18 protein-coding genes are annotated in these 17,367 nt (G+C 61.5%); 10 read left to right on the plus strand and 8 right to left on the minus strand.

What is annotated here, in order from left to right; genetic code table 11:
- Window positions 1-218 precede the first annotated feature (218 nt).
- Window positions 219-422 carry a hypothetical protein gene (locus tag HHL09_RS08310; RefSeq protein ID WP_169454101.1) on the plus strand — a complete coding sequence of 68 codons (204 nt, stop codon included), beginning with the start codon at window positions 219-221 and terminating at the stop codon, window positions 420-422.
- Window positions 423-534: 112 nt separating this feature from the next.
- Here HHL09_RS08310 and proS read toward each other — a convergent pair whose 3' ends face one another.
- A complete protein-coding gene (gene proS / locus HHL09_RS08315) occupies window positions 535-2,055 on the minus strand; it encodes a proline--tRNA ligase (protein WP_169454102.1) in 1,521 nt (506 codons plus the stop codon).
- Between the two features lie 233 nt (window positions 2,056-2,288).
- On the opposite strand from proS, the gene HHL09_RS08320 reads away from it, so the two are divergent.
- The gene (locus HHL09_RS08320; RefSeq protein ID WP_169454103.1) at window positions 2,289-2,996 is read left to right on the plus strand and encodes a hypothetical protein; all 708 of its coding nucleotides are present in this window, start codon (window positions 2,289-2,291) and stop codon (window positions 2,994-2,996) included.
- A gap of 58 nt (window positions 2,997-3,054) precedes the next feature.
- Here the strand turns inward: HHL09_RS08320 and HHL09_RS08325 are convergent, their stop codons facing one another.
- Together HHL09_RS08325 and HHL09_RS08330 are read right to left on the minus strand one after the other, a co-directional pair.
- Window positions 3,055-3,249 carry a hypothetical protein gene (locus tag HHL09_RS08325; protein ID WP_169454104.1) on the minus strand — a complete coding sequence of 65 codons (195 nt, stop codon included), beginning with the start codon at window positions 3,247-3,249 and terminating at the stop codon, window positions 3,055-3,057.
- A 210-nt stretch (window positions 3,250-3,459) separates the two neighbouring features.
- On the minus strand, window positions 3,460-4,503 hold the full coding sequence (locus tag HHL09_RS08330; RefSeq protein WP_169454105.1) for a 3-deoxy-7-phosphoheptulonate synthase: 1,044 nt from the start codon (window positions 4,501-4,503) through the stop codon (window positions 3,460-3,462).
- 59 nt (window positions 4,504-4,562) lie between these two features.
- On the opposite strand from HHL09_RS08330, the gene HHL09_RS08335 reads away from it, so the two are divergent.
- Window positions 4,563-4,865: a 1-deoxy-D-xylulose-5-phosphate synthase gene (locus HHL09_RS08335; RefSeq protein ID WP_169454106.1), complete on the plus strand. Its 303-nt coding sequence runs from the start codon at window positions 4,563-4,565 to the stop codon at window positions 4,863-4,865.
- Between the two features lie 6 nt (window positions 4,866-4,871).
- Here HHL09_RS08335 and HHL09_RS08340 read toward each other — a convergent pair whose 3' ends face one another.
- Both HHL09_RS08340 and HHL09_RS08345 read right to left on the minus strand, forming a co-directional pair.
- Window positions 4,872-5,738 (minus strand): DUF1444 family protein, encoded by an 867-nt coding sequence (locus tag HHL09_RS08340; protein WP_169454107.1) that lies wholly within the window; start codon window positions 5,736-5,738, stop codon window positions 4,872-4,874.
- A gap of 49 nt (window positions 5,739-5,787) precedes the next feature.
- Complete coding sequence (locus HHL09_RS08345) at window positions 5,788-7,146, minus strand: alkaline phosphatase PhoX (RefSeq protein WP_169454108.1); 1,359 nt, start codon at window positions 7,144-7,146, stop codon at window positions 5,788-5,790.
- A gap of 178 nt (window positions 7,147-7,324) precedes the next feature.
- On the opposite strand from HHL09_RS08345, the gene HHL09_RS08350 reads away from it, so the two are divergent.
- The 3 genes from HHL09_RS08350 to HHL09_RS08360 all read left to right on the plus strand — a co-directional run bounded on the left by HHL09_RS08350 (window position 7,325) and on the right by HHL09_RS08360 (window position 9,241).
- Window positions 7,325-7,975, plus strand: coding sequence for a hypothetical protein (locus tag HHL09_RS08350; RefSeq protein WP_169454109.1), 651 nt, complete (start codon window positions 7,325-7,327; stop codon window positions 7,973-7,975).
- Between the two features lie 206 nt (window positions 7,976-8,181).
- Window positions 8,182-8,502 (plus strand): thioredoxin, encoded by a 321-nt coding sequence (gene trxA / locus HHL09_RS08355; RefSeq protein WP_169454110.1) that lies wholly within the window; start codon window positions 8,182-8,184, stop codon window positions 8,500-8,502.
- A gap of 151 nt (window positions 8,503-8,653) precedes the next feature.
- Window positions 8,654-9,241: a hypothetical protein gene (locus tag HHL09_RS08360; RefSeq protein WP_169454111.1), complete on the plus strand. Its 588-nt coding sequence runs from the start codon at window positions 8,654-8,656 to the stop codon at window positions 9,239-9,241.
- Here the strand turns inward: HHL09_RS08360 and HHL09_RS08365 are convergent.
- Together HHL09_RS08365 and HHL09_RS08370 are read right to left on the minus strand one after the other, a co-directional pair.
- On the minus strand, window positions 9,145-9,630 hold the full coding sequence (locus tag HHL09_RS08365; RefSeq protein ID WP_169454112.1) for a metal-dependent hydrolase: 486 nt from the start codon (window positions 9,628-9,630) through the stop codon (window positions 9,145-9,147). The genes HHL09_RS08360 and HHL09_RS08365 overlap by 97 nt on opposite strands.
- A gap of 95 nt (window positions 9,631-9,725) precedes the next feature.
- A complete protein-coding gene (locus HHL09_RS08370) occupies window positions 9,726-10,310 on the minus strand; it encodes a DUF1287 domain-containing protein (protein WP_169454113.1) in 585 nt (194 codons plus the stop codon).
- A gap of 399 nt (window positions 10,311-10,709) precedes the next feature.
- On the opposite strand from HHL09_RS08370, the gene HHL09_RS08375 reads away from it, so the two are divergent.
- The 3 genes from HHL09_RS08375 to HHL09_RS08385 all read left to right on the plus strand — a co-directional run bounded on the left by HHL09_RS08375 (window position 10,710) and on the right by HHL09_RS08385 (window position 16,334).
- On the plus strand, window positions 10,710-13,697 hold the full coding sequence (locus HHL09_RS08375; protein WP_169454114.1) for an RICIN domain-containing protein: 2,988 nt from the start codon (window positions 10,710-10,712) through the stop codon (window positions 13,695-13,697).
- Window positions 13,698-13,935: 238 nt separating this feature from the next.
- Window positions 13,936-14,517, plus strand: a complete 582-nt coding sequence (locus HHL09_RS08380; protein ID WP_169454115.1) for a PEP-CTERM sorting domain-containing protein — start codon at window positions 13,936-13,938, stop codon at window positions 14,515-14,517.
- Between the two features lie 236 nt (window positions 14,518-14,753).
- On the plus strand, window positions 14,754-16,334 hold the full coding sequence (locus HHL09_RS08385) for a glycine--tRNA ligase (RefSeq protein ID WP_169454116.1): 1,581 nt from the start codon (window positions 14,754-14,756) through the stop codon (window positions 16,332-16,334).
- A gap of 77 nt (window positions 16,335-16,411) precedes the next feature.
- Here HHL09_RS08385 and HHL09_RS08390 read toward each other — a convergent pair whose 3' ends face one another.
- Complete coding sequence (locus HHL09_RS08390; protein WP_169454117.1) at window positions 16,412-16,717, minus strand: EF-hand domain-containing protein; 306 nt, start codon at window positions 16,715-16,717, stop codon at window positions 16,412-16,414.
- A gap of 86 nt (window positions 16,718-16,803) precedes the next feature.
- Between HHL09_RS08390 and HHL09_RS08395 the strand changes: the two genes are divergently transcribed.
- Complete coding sequence (locus HHL09_RS08395; RefSeq protein WP_169454118.1) at window positions 16,804-17,244, plus strand: 23S rRNA (pseudouridine(1915)-N(3))-methyltransferase RlmH; 441 nt, start codon at window positions 16,804-16,806, stop codon at window positions 17,242-17,244.
- Window positions 17,245-17,367: the final 123 nt, after the last annotated feature.

The following is a 17,367-nucleotide window of genomic DNA, read 5'->3' on the forward strand; positions in this document are numbered from 1 at the left end:
AATTTCCGTGAAAAACCGGTGAAGGCCCGCGCGCACCTTCCGCGCCCCTGGAATCCTCGATATTGGCAAGCCACTAAGGTTTTTACGCGGCCTTTACCAAGAAAAGCCCCCTTCGCGTGTCTACCTCCCATATCCCTCCGCGTTGTCAGCGAGCCACCTGCCCGGGCAGGCGGAATCCCTTGCTTCGCGGCGGAAAACCTGCTGATGATAAGAGAGCCATGAAAAGATTCGAAGTACATCTGATTGGCGAACCGAAGTGGAAAGAAGTCCTCGCGGAATCCTACCGGATCACCGATAGCGAACCGAAGGAGATCCACTTCGAGGGATCCAAGCCCCATACCGTCTACTACGTGCACGCCTTGCGGCAACCCGTGACGGAACTCCATGCGAAGACGAACCACGTCCCGCTCGCGAGAACCTAGTCCGCACAGGCGGCGGTCGCGGTCCATCAGCGTCGCCTGCGATGAATCACGACCGCTGCTACCTTTCAGCGGAGCTGGCGCGCATTGATCGCGCCACTCCGCTTGCAAAGGCTCAATAGCTGCGTCCCCAGACGGCTCGCGACTTCGTCGGCTTGCCGGTGAGGATACACTTCGCTTCCGGCTCGTCCTGCTTGTCGAGCGGGAGGCAGCGGATGGTGATCTTGTGCTTCTTGGAAAGCTCGTCTTCCTCCTCGGGCGTGCCCGCCCACGGAGTGATGAGCCAGCCGGGATTGTCCTGGCCCCAATGCGCGTGGAAAGTGTCGATCGACTCGCAAGGCACGATGTTCGAATCGCGGAAGGCGGTCGCACGCTGCAGGAGTGAATTGTGGATCTCCTGAAGGATGTCCGTGGCATTCCGGATGAAGTCCTCCTTGTCCACGAATTCCTTCTCGTTGCTCGCTTGGTCGCGGCGCTGCACGCAGACCTTGCGGGTCTCGATATCGCGGGGGCCGATCTCGATGCGGATCGGCACACCCTTCTTGACCCACTCCCACTTCTTCACGCCACCTTGGATATCGCGGGTATCGACATGGACGCGGAGCGGATCACCGTGGAAACGCTTCTCCAGACGCAGCGTCTCGGCCAGCGCCTTGCAAGCATCCAGCACACCCTGCTTGGTATCTTCCTTCGGAGTCACCGGAATGATCACGATCTGCTGGGTGGCCACACGGGGCGGCAGCACCAGGCCATCGTCATCGGAGTGCGCCATGATCAGCGTGCCGATCATCCGGGTGGAGACACCCCAGGAGGTGGTGTGGACATGCTGCACCGTGCCATCGCGGCCGGTGAAGGAGATGTCCTGGGCCTTCGAGAAATTCTGGCCGAGGTAGTGTGAGGTGCCGGCCTGGATCGCCTTCCGGTCCTGCACCATCGCCTCGACGGTGAGGGTCATGTCGGCACCGGGGAAACGCTCGTTCTCGGTCTTCTCACCGGGGATCACGGGGATCGCCAGGTGATCGCGCAGGAAGGTTTCATAGACACGGTGCATCTGGCGGGTCTCGTCGATCGCCTCTTCCTTCGTCTCGTGGGCGGTGTGGCCTTCCTGCCAGAGGAATTCCGCGGTCCGCAGGAACAGGCGCGGACGCATCTCCCAGCGCATCACGTTCGCCCATTGGTTGATCAACAGCGGCAGGTCGCGGTAGCTCTGCACCCAGCGCGAGAAGGCCGCACCGATGATCGTCTCGGACGTCGGGCGGATGATATAGGGCTCCGCCAATTCCCCGGTGGGAATCATCTTCGTCTTGCCGGTGACGGGATCCTTCTGGGGCTCCAGACGATGGTGCGTGACCACCGCACACTCCGTGGCGAAGCCCTCGGCGTGCTCGGCTTCCTTCTCAAGATAGGAAATCGGAATCAGCAGCGGGAAATAGGCATTCTGGTGGCCGGTTGCCTTGAACATCCGGTCAAGCTGCTGCTGGATGAGTTCCCAAATCCCGTAGCCCCACGGCTTGATCACCATGCATCCGCGGGTTTCCGAATTCTCGGCGAGGTCAGCGGCTTTCACGACCTGCTGGTACCACTCGGGAAAGTCCTGGGCACGGGTCGGGGTAATGGCGGTCTTGTCGTTGGACATATTGGCGGGCGGATTTGGAACCGGGGACGGGCCGATTTGCACGCCAATTCCGCGGCAGAATGCCCCGCCTCGGCAGCCGGCATACCTCTCGGAAATCCTCCCATATCGGATGGAAACGGGTTCGGCTCATTCACCGGGATTTCATTAGCGCGCGGCGAATTTCGAGCTAGAGACGAAGGAACCGCGGCTGCCGCCCCGGCCTTTCTACCGAGCAAAATCACTCCTTACCGTCCATGCGTTCGCCGATTCTGACCATTCTGGGCCTGTCTCTCGCACTCGCCACCGCCCAAGCCGCGGACAAGAGCCCGGCCATTCCCTTCCCCGGGCTCGCCACCCTGAAGGTTTCCGACGGCGATGGCCCCTTCGCCCAGCAGGTCGCCTACGACGCATCCCTCGCGAAAGTGATTAACAAGCCGATCCTGCACGAGGAGGGCGCCCCGGACGTGACCCGCCTGATCTCGACGAAATTGGACCGCACCGCGAAGACCAGCTACTTCATCGACTTCGATCCCGGCCCGAGCGCCGATCCATCCTACATCGTGAAGGACGAGAAGAGCGGAGAACCGGTCGGCATGATTCCCGCGGACCTGATTGCCATTCCGGGGAACGGCTTCATCTACGCCCGCTGCCGTAGCAACGTGATGCACACCGAGCAACGGAAGTACGGCATGGTCGAAGGCAAGCTTGTCGAAATCGAGCAACCCTTCTCCTACGTCGGCCTCGACTCGAAGGCCAAGGTGGCACTCACCCTGACCTCAAAGAAAGACGGCGGAGAGGAGATCGCGAAAATCCCCGCGGGCGACTCCCTTCAGGTCGTCATCCGCGATGACGAGCACCTGCTTATCAAGACCCAGTTCGGCCTCGTCGGCTGGTGGAAGATGAACCCCAGCGTCATGCACGACAACGCGGAGATCGAAGGGATCTACTACGCGGGCGATTGAATGACGAAGGGAAGGAATGGTAGGGCCTGCAAATTTCCCGCGAAGCTGGGCATCAGGCTCAGCCAGCGGGAACATAGCGAAGAACCTTCTCGCGCTCTTTCCGGAGATCCTCAAGCCAAGCCCGGCGGCTTCCCTCGGGGTTCTGCCGTTCCAAGATATCGATCTGACGGTCCAGCTTCGCGAGAAGTCTTAGACCGTGATCCCTCCGCCGTTCCTCGTAGCCGGCCATGGCACGATCGGTGAATTCCTTCAATTCCGCCCACGCCTGGTCCTTTCGCTTGGCCGGAATTCGATACCTCCAACCCAATTCGCACATCGGCATGCCACATTTCGGGCAGCGGTGTGGATTCAGAGAAATCCATCCACCTGCCTCGGCGCGCTTCGCAGTCCGGCACCCGGCGCAGATGTAAGTTCGATTCGACATTTCACGACTTAAGGGCTCCGGACCGCCGGTTCGCGAGGATCACAGCTTCCCCGCTGCTTCGTGGAGAAGCGCCTCCGTCGTCTCCCAATCGATGCAGGAATCCGTGATGGACTGACCGCGCACGAGCTGATCGAGCGGCCGCGGGAACGCTTGGTTCCCGGCGACCAGATTGCTTTCCAGCATCGCCCCGCGGATCGCCAGTTCGCCAGCAGCACGCTGGCGAACGATCTCGCGAAAGACCGCCGGCATCTGTGCGCAATCCTTCCCGCAATTCGCATGGGATGCATCCACGATCAGCGAAGGCGCGACCCCGCCCTTCTCCAGCGCCGCCTTGGCGGATGAAATACTAGTCTCATCGTAGTTCGGGCCATGGTCGCCGCCGCGCAGGATTATGTGGCAATCCGGGTTGCCCGTGGTCGAAACCGAAGACGCGATCCCTTCCTCCGAAACACCCAGGAAAGTTTGCGGCCGTGCCGCGGCCTTCACCGCATTGATTGCCGCCACCAGGTCACCCGAGGTCGTGTTTTTGAAGCCCACCGGCATCGAGAGCCCCGAGGCCATCTGCCGGTGCGTCTGGCTTTCCGCCGTGCGTGCACCGATCGCCGACCACGAGATCAGGTCCGCGATATACTGCGGGGTGATCGGATCCAGAAGCTCCGTCGCTGTCGGCAGCCCGACATCGATGACATTGCGCAGGAAATGCCGCGCCCGGCGCAGCCCTTCCGGAATGTCATCCGTGCCGTCAAGGTGTGGATCCATGATCAGCCCCTTCCAGCCGACCGTCGTGCGCGGCTTCTCGAAATACACGCGCATCACGATGTAGAGCTTGTCCCGCAACCGCTCCGCCAGCGCCGCCAAACGGTGGGCATACTCGATCCCCGCTTCCGTATCATGGATCGAGCAAGGCCCGACGATCACCAGAAAGCGCGGGTCAATCCCCGCCAGGATCGAGCGCAAGGTCGCCCGCGAATTCGCGACGAAATTCTCCCGACCCTCCCCATGCGGGATTTCCGCCTGCAAGCGCGCAGGCGAAGGCAGCGGGACGTTGCGGGCAACGTGGAGGTCGGTGACTCGGGCGGACATGGGGAAATCCTAGGATTGCTTGAAAAAGTGCCAAGCGCCAATAAAACGCCACTGGCAACATGCGCTCCCGGATCATGTATATCGAAGACAAGAGCGGCAGCCTGACCGGCCCCGCCCGGATCGGCCGCGTGACCCTGTCGAAAACAGGCTGCACGCTCTATTACCGGGGCCGCAGTTTCCAAAGCCTGAAAGGAGGCTACAAATCCAACTACTTCGATACCGAAACCGGCGATCGATTCTGGATCTCCGGCCCGAAGCGCGATGGTAGTGACCGCCTCTACGGCGAACGCCTTCCCATTGCGATCGATGAAGACGTCCGCGAGGAATACTGGAGCACGATCAGGCGCCAGCCCCGAGCATGACCTGCTTCACTCGAACCTCACAAACTTCCCGCCGCGGAAGACAAACAAGGTCGGGGTGAGCCGGTAGGCACTCTCCCCTGCGATCTTCTTCGCCGCCAGCTTCACCTTGGCCAGCGCTTCCTTCTCCTCGGTGCCAGTCACAAATAGAGTGTCGCGAGCCGGGATCGCCACCACGATTTCCCCCTTCACTTCCAGCTTCTCCGGCTTCCAGAGGTTCTCCAGTAGCAGCAAGCTGGCCTCGTAAGTCCCGTCCGCGGTCAGGATATAATACCCATCCTCTCCCACGCGCTGCAGTTCCGGCAGCAGGTTTTTCAGATTCTCGCAGGCCAGTGCCCGCACCTCCTTGCGGTCTACCCCCAGTTCCTCGAAGGCCTTTGCGAAAGGATATGCCACGCCACCGTCGCGATCCTCGGCATAGACGATCACAAGCTCCTCGTTGAGGTCCTCGTACAGGCGTTCTTCCCCTTTAGCCGCCTTCCTGATTTCCGCCAGCCAAGCCCGGTCCTTCACCACAGGCACAATGCGGCTGCGATCCAAGGGCTTCTCGCCCTCAGCAAAGGACCTGAGGCTCACATCCACCAGCTTCCCGATCGTCTCATCCTTCGCCTCCGGTGCCTGCCGGTAGGCGTCATAGGTATTGTTCAAGAAGTTGGTGAACCCCTTCCCGGAGGCATCCGCCACCTTCAATTCCAGTTCCCCGACCACCTCAACTTTCAGGCCGGGATCCTTCTTCCGGTAGACCTCTGCCACTTGCTCCGCGAACTCCGCGGGAGTGCTAAACCGGGATACGGCCTTCTTCGCCGGCTGCTCCTTGCAACCGGCGGTAACCGAAAGCAGCGCGGCAATGAGGACAATGCGGAGAGATGGCTTCATGATCACCTGAACCGCACGCCACCGGACCCGGCACGCATTGTCAAGCAGCCTAGGCCTTCTCCCAAGGTCCCGTCACCGCCACGGTCAGGCCCCGCGTCTGGAGGTTAACGAAGAACCACTTGCCGTCGGGAGAGAAGCAGCACCCCGCGAATTCTCCCTCCTCGGGGTTCCGGGCCAAGGTGAAGACCTTCCCCTCCGGCGTCACGCAGCGGACATGCGCGGCGGGCGAGAAGGTCGGATCGACCAGGTCCTCGCAGACCACGATGCCGCCCCACGGAGCCGGACACAGGTTGTCGCCATTGGTCAACAAGTCGCTTTCCTCCGGCTGGAGGAAAAGCTCCAGCGTGTCCTCCTTGTCTACTTCACCCGAGGGAACCAGCCGGAAGATTTGGCCGCGATGCTTCGGACCACCGTCCGTGCAAGCGATGTAGAAAGAGTCGCCCACCAGATGAATCCCCTCGCCACGGGCAAAGCGCGCGGCCCCGGACTCGAAGCCGCGCATCCGCAAGTCATCCTTCGGCGATTCGATGTCGCTGAGATCGATCCACTTCGCCTTCAGGGCGGTGTTGGCAGTCGGCCACTTGGCTTCCGGATCGTAATTCCGGAGATCGGCCGAGGGCTTGTCGGCAATCGAGAGCGCTTGGAGCTTGCCCTTGGAGAAATCGTTTTTGACCTCCGGCAGGAAGCGGTAAAGCAGCCCGTCTCCGCGGTCCTCGGTCAGGTAGAGAATGCCGGTCTTGGGGTCGAGGGCCACAGCTTCATGGCGGAAACGTCCCAGCGCCTTGAGCGCCACCGGCTTCTGGATGCCCGGCGTCGTGGTCGCCTTCACCTCGAAGCACCAGCCATGCTTCTGGCCTCGCTCGGTGATCATGTCCCCTGGCTCCTCGCAGGTGATCCATGCGCCCCATGGCATCGCGCCCCCCGCACAATTCCGGTCGGTACCGACCAGCGAGAGGAAGTGGGACGTCTTCTCCCCGGTCGTCGGGTCGAAGACCAGATTCGAGGTGCCGCCAAAGAAAGGCTCCTTCCCGTCGATCCCGGCATCGAAGCAGAGCCCCTTATCGATCTTCTCCGACAGCTTGGTGTTGTCCTCGAAAGGCCCCATGGCGCTCATTTCGAGCCCGAGCTCGTGGTTGCAAACCAGCACCACCTTCCCGTCCGGACCGGCAAAGGCGGCCATGCCGTCGGCTTGGCCCGGCACCTTGAAACCATCCGCCATCGTCTCGCCACGAGTCGCCAGCACCTTGTAGCTGAAGCCCTCCGGCAAATCGAGAATTCCCTTCGGATCCTTCAGCAGCGGACCGAAGGGCTCGATGACCCGGCCGGCGGCCTCCTCAGCCAGCGTGTAACGTTGCAGCCCGAGGAAGGCGAGGCCGGTGGCCCCGAGGAATGAACGGCGGTTGATCATGGATCCCATCAATCAATGCCCCTTGGGAGAAGGGTCAAGCGCCACACCTCCATGTGGCGAATTCGCCCCGTACCGGGCGAAAATTTCACACGGAGCCCCCTCACGCGAGATGGATGTTTGACAGGCCGCGGGCGGGCGTGATTGCTTTCGTCAACCTGCAATCAAAAAAGCCTAGTCCATGAGCGAAAACGAAATCCCGCCGCCGAAGCAAACGTCGTCGATCCCGCAGCCGCGCGGTACGTCCTCGATCCCGGCTCCGAAGCAGACCTCTTCGATCCCTCTCAAGAAGGAAACCGTGCGCGTGACGCTCAAGGCCGCTGACGCACCTCCTGCCACTCCGAACGCTCCCGTGGTGGCCGCTACCAAGCCGCCAATGCCCACCGGTCTCGGTGGTGCTCCGCCGGCTCCGAGCGTAGCCGCCCCGACCGTCGGTGGCGCTCCGAAGGCTCCGGCCCCGGCCCCGACCATCGCGCTGCGCCCCGCTGGTGCGCCGACCGCTCCGGCTCCGGCCCCGACGATCCGCATCAACCCGACCGGCACCCCGGGTGCTCCTGGCCTGAAGACCGCCCCACTTGGCGGCGCTCCTGCCAATACCGTTTCCCTGCCGAAGGCCACCGTCCAGCTTCAGCCGCCGACCCAGCCTCTGGGCACCGCCGGTCCATCGCTGAGCGCCGCCGCCACGATCCGCACCGACGACGAGGAAGAAGAAGGAAGCGACACCGTTTCCACCATCCTCTCGGTGCTCGGCTTCCTCGCCGCTGCTGCCGTTCTGGTGTTCCAATTCCAGATCCTCGGCCTCTCCGGAAAGTCGCTCGGTGACCTGTTCTGATCCTTCGGACCTATCCCAATTTCATCCACGATCATGATTTACCCCATCATCACCTTCCTGCTCGCCGCTGCAGTTCTTGCCATCGCCTTCACGGCCGGCAACCTGCCGATCTGATCAGCTGAAGAGCTCGATTTCCAAGGGCCGTCCCGCCGCACCCGCGGCAGGGCGGCCCTTGACTTTTCCGGGTCTCCCTGCACCTTCCGCGCATGGCTCAGCAATTCAACGAAAGCAATTTCCAGTCCGAGGTCATTGATTCCGACAAGCCCGTTCTCGTGGACTTCTGGGCCGAGTGGTGCGGACCTTGCAAGATGATCGGCCCGGTCATCGACCAGCTTTCCGGCGAAGTGGAAGGCCAAGCCAAGGTAGGCAAGGTCAACGTGGACGAAGCTCGCGAACTCGCCGTGAAATACGGCGTCCGCAGCATCCCGCTCCTTCTTTTCTTCAAGGGCGGCGAGGTGAAAGACCAGATCGTCGGCGCAAATGTCACCAAGGACATGCTCAAGCAGAAGCTTCTCGCGCTCGCCTGAGCCCTGCTTTCTTCAGATTTCCTGCAAAGGCCGGAGCGAAGAGCTCCGGCCTTTTTTGTTATTCGCCCTCCCGCCTTCGCATCCCTTCCCGTAAACCGCGCATCCCACATTCTCCCCTTGCCTATTGCGAATCATTCTCAATAGTAGCGCCATGTTCGAGTGCTGGTGGCAAGAAAACGGCTTCGAGGCGTGGCGTTTGCGCGGGGATCTCCGCGGGGCATCCCGCCGCTGGCAGCATCGCCTCGGCGATGAACTCTGGCTTTGGGTGAATGCCGCAGGCGAAGGCGTGATCTGGGGCCGCGAGCACCGGATCTTCCTCCGCGATGAGCTTTTCGGCTGCTTCGGCGGCCAAGAGAAAGGCGAGGACTGGAAATGGACCCGCCTGCCCGGCCACCACGAGGCGGAAATCCTGATCATTCCTCGCGAATACCTTCTAGAGCACTTCGGCGAGGCCGCAGGCGCCAAAAAGACACCTTTTGCGCGCTGGCTTCGCGGCGAGTGCGGCATGTCCTTCGCCGGCCTTTCCGGAAAGGAAGAAAAGAAGCTCGCCGCTCGCTTGGCCGAAGGCTGGAAGTCCCGCCGGATGCCTGCGCCGACCCGCCGCGCCCTTGAGCGCTGGATCCTTCGCATCCTTGATGCACCTCAGCTCCCCTCCATCCCCAATGCCTCCGAATGCGGACGCAAGCGGACCAGCAGCCAGGTCAAGAAGACGAAGCCGATGTCCCACCAGAGCCACTGAGCCGCCGGGATATAGTAGTCCCCGATCACATCCAGGCGCCACGGCCGGAGCCACGCGATCCCGCCCGCGATCGCATCCGCGAACAAGTGGAGCAGGGATGCCAGCCATAGCGCCACTGCCACTCTCCAGCGATAGCCATTCGGGAAGAAGCTGCAGACCATCGCACACACCGGGATCAGCCCGGCCATGAACCACACCGTGTGCGACCAACTGGTCATGCGGTCCTCCAGCGAGATGTGGGGCGAGCAGAGGTCCGGAAGTGCGCCGAACAACCCGATGACCGGCAGCGCCCACTCCGGGAAAACATGCCCTTTTCCTTTCGCCAGCGAGAGATTCTCCGCTGCGAGCCCGAGACAAACCGGAAGCAAGGTGTGGGTGCCGATCAGCATAGCCGTCAGCTTCTCACCATCGGGGAACAGCTGGCAATACCGGACGGGATCCTCACGCGAATTTCCCGCTTCTTACCGCACTTCGGATACCCCGCCTACTTCTTGGCATCCTCGTCCTTCCAGCGGTAGTGGCCGGTCAGGGGATAGGTGAAAAGCTTGTCCTCCTCTTGGGCTCCGCCACCGATGTTGTGGATCACCAGCGGAACACCCTCGGCGTTCTTCTTATCACTCACGATCATGACGTGCGGGAGATGCGGTGGCACCGTGCAGGTCACCAGGTCGCCAGCCTCGTAGTCCGCGGGATCCTTTGTGACCTTCACCGCGAATCCGCTCCGCTTGAAGAAAGCCTGCAGATTCGGGACCCGGCGATGGTCGATATTCTTGTCCGGCCGGGATAGTCCCCAGTTCTTCGGATAAGCGGAGAAATTCGCTCGCATGTCTTCATGGACCAGCTTCTGCAAATCCTTGCCCAAGCCTTCGCGAAGGGCGCGGATGATGACATCGGTGCATACGCCGCGGTGCATCGGCAAATCACCTCCCGGATACGCGAGCTGCTCGTAATCCGGCGTGTAATAAAGGGTCACCCCCACCTGCTTGCGAGCAGCGCTCACGATCTTCGAACCACTTTCCGAAGCATGAAGAGGGATGGCAAGGGCGAGCAGAAGGACAAGCAAGCGCATTAGCGGAGTGATAGCGCTGCCATGCAAGAAAGGCAGCTCAAATCTCTTTGCTTGGAGATCCTTCCATCGAAATCCGTACATTCCTCTGATCCGTTTAATCCCCGGTCATCTGCCCGAAGCTCCGAAGGAAGCCCGTCTGGCACCCATTGAGGCAAGCGCGATCCCCCGACCCATTCCGCAAACAGTTGCCCGGACCCCTTTTCTCACGAATCGTTACCTCCCTCGGAAAAGCGCAAAATCGGACATTATGATATATCTGTAAGTTTTCATGTAAACCCCATCTGATTTGATCGAATCCTCAGTCTCAAATATAAAATGCGTTGCAGACACCGATTCGGGTAGCCAAAGGGTAGATTTCACTTTTTTCATGTTAGATCCCCATAAAGGGGGGACCTCGACATGAAACCCAAGAACCCAAAGCAAAGTACTCGTCCGCCGCGAACCCGGCGGGCCCTCCTCGCCACTGCAGCCTTGCTCGGAGCCTCCGGCACCGGGCTGTACTGGCACCAAGCGGCGAACACCGTATCGCCGGAAGTCGTTGGCCAAACTCAGCATCCGAAAGCCTTGGATCGGGCAAGAAACCTCCCCGATCCCGAACAAAGGCGGATGGAGAAGCTGGCGAAGCTCGGCGAAAACGCGGTACCTACCGGCATGGAGGATCCCCAGGGACCTCCCGTGGCGGCACTCATTCCTGAACGGGAACTGATCGGCTCCGGCTGGAAGTCCGACCCGGAACCTGCCATCGCAAACTTCGCGCAATGGGCAAATGCATATCTATCATCCGCCGCTTCCGACCGACCAAACATGGAAGATCAGGGTGTGCAACTTGCAACTGCTCGCCGCGATTTCCTGAAAGCCGAGATATCGAAAGATCCACGCCGCGTGCTAGCCGATTCCATTCCCCTAGCCGTACGCCAACAGATGCCAGATGCCGTCGAAGGCCTCTTGGAAGACCGCGTGAACGGCTACGGTGATCTCTATTCGCTGCACACCACACCCGGGATGGATGGCGAAGGCGGCGCTTCCGTCATCGACTACGCACGCGTCGAGGGCCAGAGCTACGAGGCCTTCCGCTATGGCAAGCGAACGAACACGCCCTACGTCAACGGAGCCTCGCTTCACGGCGTCGCGATCGACAAGCAGCTGGCGGTCCTCGATAGCCCGCTGCGCTCCCTCGAACCCGGCGAGAAGATCCAAGGGTCCACCGTGAATGAATATTGCCCGGTTTCGGAAGAGACCGTGGCGAAACCCACGGCCGCCACGGTAGCCGCGGAGGAGAAGACCGTCTTCCAGATCGGCACCGACCTCTACGGGACCTGCGAACCGGCCCACGTGACGAACGTGGAGTCCGCCATCGTGGCGGGAGAACAAAACGCCGAGAACACCCAGAAGAAGCTGACCAACCATGACTTGCAGGCGATCTACAAGAAGAGCATCGCCGGTGGATCGCAGATCTACGCTTCCGGGGACAGCGGCATCACGGGATCCAGCGGCTACATCGGAAAGCCACCGACCAGCCTCACCCATGGCGGGAAGAACATCCTCGTCATGCGCGTGCAGCCCACGGACAAGCCTTTCCCCTCTTGGGCGACGGTGGCGTCCTTTCAGGATACGGTGACCCGCTCCGACGGTTGGGATGTGCGCATGCGCCGCATCTCCTATCAGAAGACTTGGATCAACCGAGCTGACATCACCCCGGTGATGACCTTGCCCCAGAACTCCGCCTACTACACCGGCAATGGCTACGACTGGGGCCGCTGGGCGGATGACTCGAAGGCCGCGGCGGCAGCCCAAGGCTACAACCTTGCGGACTACTCCTGCTTCGTCATCGCTCACGAGGGCTATAGCCAGTTCGGCGCAGCCGGCTGGGGTGGCGGCGGCAACATCTGGTGCAACGGCAACTTCGACGTGCGTCTCTTCGTCCACGAATACGGGCATGTCTTCTGGCTGCCGCACGCAAACTCCTGGTACAGCACCGACGGGAATCCGATTTCCCCGAGCCGCCAGCACCGCGAGTATGGGGACGCGAACGATCCGATGGGCAATGCCTGGGGTGCCAACCAGTACAACAGCTTCAACGCCTACTTTAAGAACTTCTGCGGCTGGCTCCCGGACTCGGCCGTCCAGACGGTCACCCGCAGCGGAACCTACCGCATCTATCAGGACGATGGAGCGACGGCTCTCAATCGCACCCTGGCGATCAAGTTCGGCCGCGACTACGAGTTCAATTACTGGATCTCGGTCCGCGGAGATGCCATCGCCCAGCCGAACTACAACAACGGCGCGGCGGTAATGGCCGTCTCCTCGTGGCGGGCCTCGGACAGCAAGGTCCTCGACTTGAACAACCCGGGCGATGACAACCGCGACAACGCACCCCTCGCCGTCAACCAGACCTGGTACGACGCCGCGGCCGACCTGACCTTGAAGACGATCGCCGTCGGAGGCTCGAATCCGAACCGCTATGCCGATGTCCAAGTGACCTTTGGTCCGCGCAACCAAGGAGGATATCGCCCGTTGGTCAGCGGCGGCGTGTATCGCTTCAAGAACCGCCAGAACGGAAAATACCTCGACGTGCCCGGCAACAGCTCGGCAGACAACGTGTCCGTACAGGTGGCAACAGCATCCGGCACGGCCTCCCAGAACTGGGTGGCGTGGCGCAATGCCGATGGCACCTATAGCTTCAACCATCAGGGCACAAACAAGTGGCTCGACGTGGTGAGCAACGGCGGCGGTGACGGCGTGGACGTGATTCAATACACCGGCAATGGCAGCGACGCCCAGAAATGGTGGGTCGCGCAGAATCCGGACGCTCATCTCTTCCTCGTCCACAAGGGCACCGACTCCAAGGTGCTCGATATGGACCCGAGCGGGGTGAACGACCTCCACCAGTGGGGCCACAATGACGGCAATTGGCAGCAATGGTATCCGGAGCTCGTGGGCATCACCCCGGGCACCTATCGTCTCCTGCCAAAGCATGCCCACTACGAGTGCTTGGACATCGCCGGGGTTTCCGCTGCCGATGGCGCGCAGGCCCACCTGTGGGAGTATGTGAGCGGTGCGAACCAGAAATGGGAAGTCAGCAACCCGGTCGGAAGCTGGCTCCGCCTGACCCCGACTCACGCCGTCTCGAAGGCCCTCGATGTGAACGCCGCCGGCAGCGCGAATGGCACCAAGATCCAGCAATGGGCTTGGTTCAACAACAACGCCCAGCACTGGGGAATCAGCCGGACCGATGGCAACTGGCTGCGCTTCACTCCGGAGTGCGCGTCCGGCAGTTGTTTGGAGGTCACAGGCGACGACGACCAATTCGGCAACGGCAGCATCGTCCAACTCTGGCAATTCACCGGAGCCCAAGACCAGCAATGGCGCTTCGCGGATGCGGACTGATCCCGAAGTAGCGACGAACCAGCAAAGAGAGATCCCGGAGCTTCTGGCTCCGGGATCTTTCCCTTTCGCCGATGACAACAGAGATGACATTTCGTTGCATCCCTTATAATTTAAGTCATCTCTACAATAGCATCTTTGGATGCGTCCTTGAAACCCACCCCCATCGGAAATGACCATCTCTCCTCAATTCCTGACTTCGCGTGCGCGATCTTTGACGACCTGCTGCAGGTCCGCGATTATGCCTCGTCTCTTGACCCTCGCGGCGTTCGCCGCCATCGGAGCAAGCGCCCCGGCACAGGCCGCGCTCGTTTTCACCGGCACCTCCACCTTTGCCGGGGGGACTCCTTATTCCAACGGAGGCTCCGTCTTGCCGGCACCTCTCCCTGTCGGTGGAGGACTCCAGACCTTCATTTCTTTCAGCGACAGTGAAGGCGTGCCCCCACAAGGCATCTCATGGCAGTTGGAAAGGACCTCGACCGCCGGGCCCGTTCCCCTATCTACCGATTTCAGGCTGTCAGTGATCAACGGCGCAAACGCCACGGCAAGCTCGGTACCTGTGACGGTGCAATTTGATGGGATCAAAACCTACACCTTCAGCATCGCATCCCCGACCCCCACCTTCGTCCATGGAGACGGATCGGCGGTCTTTACCTACATCCTCACCCCGCGCGACGCCCTCCCCGGCGAGATTCCATTTGGAGAAACCTTGGATTCAATCGTCTACGGGCCACAGACCTTCAACCTGGTCGCTATCCCGGAACCCGGAAGCGTGCTTCTGAGCGGCATGGGACTGCTCGCACTGCTCCGCCGTCGCCGATAGATTCTCAGGCCCCCTCTCCACCGGCGTCCACCATTTCCGGCCGGGAGGCAGCTATGACTGAGCCGGGCCAGACTCTGCCCTGCCTGCGCAATCCGCCACTCAAGCCTTCCTGGGGCGGCTGGCCGACCGTCCCTCCTCCAATCAGGAAGGCCGGGGTCGCCTTTTCGCGGCACAATCGCGCCTTGCCGCCCGCCGCCGGGCCTGATTCCATCCGCGCCCCTACAACCGCTAGACCTATGGCCAACAAGGAGCATACCGACCCCGCCCGCATGGAGAAAATCGTTTCCCTGTGCAAACGCCGCGGCTTCATCTTCCAAGCCGGAGAGCTCTACGGCGGTCTGAACGGTTGCTGGGACTACGGTCCGCTGGGTGCCGAGCTGAAGCGAAACCTCAAGGAATACTGGTGGCGCAAGACCGTCCAGGAACGCGATGACGTGCTCGGTATGGACGGCGCGATCCTGACCATGCCGCAGGTCCTGAAGTCTTCCGGCCACTTGGACAGCTTCAGCGATCCGATGTCCGACTGCCTTCTCTCCAAGGCCCGCCTTCGCGCTGACCAAGTGCCAGCCCAGGACGGCACCGCCGTCTATTTCAAGGGAGCCAAGCACGAAGCGACCAACTGGAGCGTGGAGCGCGTCTTCGCGGTGCTGGTCGCCCCGGGCAAGGACCCGATCGAATCCCACAAGACCGCCCGCAAGTTCTACGGCGACCTGATGCCGGACAAGAAGATCTCCCCGAAGGAGCTGGAGCTCATCGAAGACCGCCGCGAGGAAGTCACCGGTACGACCTCCTTCAACCCGGAGAACGGCAGCCTTCTGACCGAGCCGCGGGAGTTCAACCTCATGTTCAAAACGAAGATGGGCGCCTCCGCGGACGACAACGATCCGTCATCGGACGCCTACCTGCGCCCGGAAACCGCGCAATCGATCTTCGTCCAGTACAAGAACGTGCTCGATTCGAACCGCGTGAAGCTGCCTTTCGGAATCGCCCAGATCGGCAAGTCCTTCCGCAACGAGATCAACCCGCGCAACTACACCTTCCGCAGTCGCGAGTTCGAGCAAATGGAGATCGAATACTTCTGCCGCCCGGAAGACGGCCTGCGCCTGACCGATGAGTGGCTGGAAGCCCGCCTGAACTTCTACGGCGAAATCGGGATCCCGCGCGAAAAGCTCCATATCCTGGACATCCCGGATGGCGAGCGCGCCTTCTACTCCCAGAAGACCTACGACATCGAATACGAGTTCCCCTTCGGTGTGCAGGAGCTCGAAGGCGTGGCCTACCGCACCGACTACGACCTCGGCGTCCACCAGAAGGGCTCCGGAAAGCCCTTGGAGTACTTCGACGAGGAAACCAAGGAGCGCCTGCTACCCCACGTGGTGGAGCCATCCGCCGGTTGCGACCGCACCGTGCTCGCCCTCATCTGCGAGGCCTTCGACGAGGAAGCGCTCACCGATGAAAAGGGCAAGGACGACAGCCGCACCGTGCTCCGCTTCGTCCCGCGCATGGCCCCGATCAAGGTCGGCATTTTCCCGCTGCTGAAGAAGAACGAGGAGCAGGTCCGCATTTCGAAGGAGATCCAGAAGAAGCTCCAGCCATGGATGAATGTCTTCTACGACGAAGGTGGTGCCGTCGGTAAGCGCTACCGCCGTCAGGACGAGATCGGCACGCCTTACTGCATCACCGTCGACTTCGACACCCTCGGCGAAAACGGCGACGAGAACAAAGGCACCGTGACCGTCCGCCACCGCGACTCGATGGAGCAGGAGCGCCTGCCGATCGATGCCCTTCTGCCCTGGCTGCTCGAGCGCGTGCGCTGATCGGAGAAGCCTTCAAACAAGTATCGAAAAGGGCGCGGGTGACCGCGCCCTTTTCCGTATCGGAGAATCACCGCGCCTCAGTGGATCTCCGGCACAGGCTTCGTTAGCACGTGCTCGGATTCCCATCGCGAGATGGAGCCGTCCTTGTTCACGTCGTAATACTTCATCATGGCATCGAGTTCCTTGGGCTCGACGCCCTGGACGCCGGTTTCCTTGATGCCTTGCTCGATCTCGGCGCGGGTCAGCAGGCCATTGCCGTTGTAGTCGAAGCGGTCGAATTTCTCGATGAGCGCCATCATCTTGCGGCCGTGGGCTTCCTCGGAATGAGGATCCTGATGGGCACAAGCGACTAACAGGAACGGCAGCAGCGACAGATATTTCATTCTGCGGCCATCTTTCCGAAAGCACCCGCCGCGACAAGCCGGAAAGCGCATTGACCCGGCATGGCAGGGAGCCAGATGCTGCCTGCGTGCGCGTCCGCATCCTTGCCGCCGGAAAGCCCGCCCTCGCCTATGCGAAGAGCGGCGTGGAAGAATACCTCAAGCGCCTCGGCCGCTACGGCAGCTATGATCTGGAATACCTGAAGGCAGGAGACTCGGAGACGGTATCAGCCGCCCTGCTGGAGCGGTCCTCAGGAAACTTCCGTATCGCGATGGACGAGCGGGGTGAAGGACTGGCCACCCAAGCTTGGGCAGACAAATTCGCGGCGCTGGAAATGCGCGGGGACGTGAAAGCAGTGAGCTTTTTGATCGGAGCCTCGGACGGCCACACCCCGGAGTTGAGGAAAACTTGCGATGCGGTGTGGTGCCTCTCGAAGCTCACCATGCAGCATGAACTCGCCCTGGTCGTCCTGCTCGAGCAACTCTACCGGGTGGCGACGCTGAGACGCGGCGAGCCTTACCATCGGTGAGGTCACCGACGGGGTTGCTGAGGCACCCCTCCAAGCACACCCTGCGCGGGCGGATGCTCCCCCCACGCTCTCTGGCGGTTCGGGGAAACCGGACCCTGCCCGGCGGCATCCTGCTGCGGGCAA

Origin of the sequence: Luteolibacter luteus (assembly GCF_012913485.1) — a bacterium.
Lineage (GTDB): Bacteria > Verrucomicrobiota > Verrucomicrobiia > Verrucomicrobiales > Akkermansiaceae > Haloferula > Haloferula lutea.

Bases quoted from the DNA above. Each gene is read 5' to 3' on its own strand.
- HHL09_RS08310 (WP_169454101.1), top strand. From the start codon at position 219: ATGAAAAGATTCGAAGTACATCTGATTGGCGAACCGAAGTGGAAAGAA.
- proS (WP_169454102.1), bottom strand. From the start codon at position 2,055: ATGTCCAACGACAAGACCGCCATTACCCCGACCCGTGCCCAGGACTTT.
- HHL09_RS08320 (WP_169454103.1), top strand. From the start codon at position 2,289: ATGCGTTCGCCGATTCTGACCATTCTGGGCCTGTCTCTCGCACTCGCC.
- HHL09_RS08330 (WP_169454105.1), bottom strand. From the start codon at position 4,503: ATGTCCGCCCGAGTCACCGACCTCCACGTTGCCCGCAACGTCCCGCTG.
- HHL09_RS08335 (WP_169454106.1), top strand. From the start codon at position 4,563: ATGCGCTCCCGGATCATGTATATCGAAGACAAGAGCGGCAGCCTGACC.
- HHL09_RS08340 (WP_169454107.1), bottom strand. From the start codon at position 5,738: ATGAAGCCATCTCTCCGCATTGTCCTCATTGCCGCGCTGCTTTCGGTT.
- HHL09_RS08345 (WP_169454108.1), bottom strand. From the start codon at position 7,146: ATGATCAACCGCCGTTCATTCCTCGGGGCCACCGGCCTCGCCTTCCTC.
- HHL09_RS08350 (WP_169454109.1), top strand. From the start codon at position 7,325: ATGAGCGAAAACGAAATCCCGCCGCCGAAGCAAACGTCGTCGATCCCG.
- trxA (WP_169454110.1), top strand. From the start codon at position 8,182: ATGGCTCAGCAATTCAACGAAAGCAATTTCCAGTCCGAGGTCATTGAT.
- HHL09_RS08360 (WP_169454111.1), top strand. From the start codon at position 8,654: ATGTTCGAGTGCTGGTGGCAAGAAAACGGCTTCGAGGCGTGGCGTTTG.
- HHL09_RS08365 (WP_169454112.1), bottom strand. From the start codon at position 9,630: ATGCTGATCGGCACCCACACCTTGCTTCCGGTTTGTCTCGGGCTCGCA.
- HHL09_RS08370 (WP_169454113.1), bottom strand. From the start codon at position 10,310: ATGCGCTTGCTTGTCCTTCTGCTCGCCCTTGCCATCCCTCTTCATGCT.
- HHL09_RS08375 (WP_169454114.1), top strand. From the start codon at position 10,710: ATGAAACCCAAGAACCCAAAGCAAAGTACTCGTCCGCCGCGAACCCGG.
- HHL09_RS08380 (WP_169454115.1), top strand. From the start codon at position 13,936: ATGCCTCGTCTCTTGACCCTCGCGGCGTTCGCCGCCATCGGAGCAAGC.
- HHL09_RS08385 (WP_169454116.1), top strand. From the start codon at position 14,754: ATGGCCAACAAGGAGCATACCGACCCCGCCCGCATGGAGAAAATCGTT.
- HHL09_RS08390 (WP_169454117.1), bottom strand. From the start codon at position 16,717: ATGAAATATCTGTCGCTGCTGCCGTTCCTGTTAGTCGCTTGTGCCCAT.